We start from the raw sequence: 514 nt of genomic DNA, 5'->3' as shown, positions 1-514 counted from the left end.
CTCCGTCACCCGGGCGCCCCGGATCTCGACGCCCACGTCGGTCCCGCCCACGAACACCAGCTCCCGGTCGGGATCGGTGCCCTGGGCGAGCGGGAAGTCGCGGGCGGCCTCGACCACGGCGCCGCCGTCGGAGAGGTCCACCCCGCGGTCGAGGCACCACCACGTGAGGGCGCGGTACATCGCGCCCGTGTCCAGGTAGGCGAGGCCGAAGCGGCGGGCCACCTCCTTGGACACGCTGGACTTGCCGGAGCCCGAGGGTCCGTCGATGGCGACGACCAGCTGGCGTCCGGCGGCCGCCGGCGCCCCGGTCCCGGGTGCTGCGCTGCGGGCGGTGTTCGTTCCGGTGTTCACTGCACGACCTTCCATCCGCGCTCCTGGAGCGCCTCGACGAGTTCCTTGCGGCGGTTGGGCAGCACGGAGACCTCCACGAGGCCCACGGGCTGGCCCGGGGAGTGCTCGAGGCGCAGGTCCTCGAGGTTGACGCCGATCTCCCCGATCTCGGTGAGCAGCCGGG

The 514-nt window shown here is 73.9% G+C and carries 1 protein-coding gene and 1 pseudogene; both read right to left on the bottom strand.

Going from position 1 to position 514, the window contains the following annotated elements:
* Positions 1-366 (bottom strand): (d)CMP kinase (locus RF638_RS16225; RefSeq protein ID WP_368842487.1); only part of this gene is annotated, 366 nt, incomplete at its 3' end.
* Positions 348-514 (bottom strand): annotated as a pseudogene (locus RF638_RS16220) (prephenate dehydrogenase); the annotation flags it as partial. The pseudogene RF638_RS16220 and the gene RF638_RS16225, both read right to left, overlap by 19 nt.

It is taken from the genome of Kocuria sp. CPCC 205235 (assembly GCF_040980905.1).
GTDB lineage: Bacteria > Actinomycetota > Actinomycetes > Actinomycetales > Micrococcaceae > Kocuria > Kocuria carniphila.
This window is presented reverse-complemented; position numbering and strand designations above follow the sequence as displayed.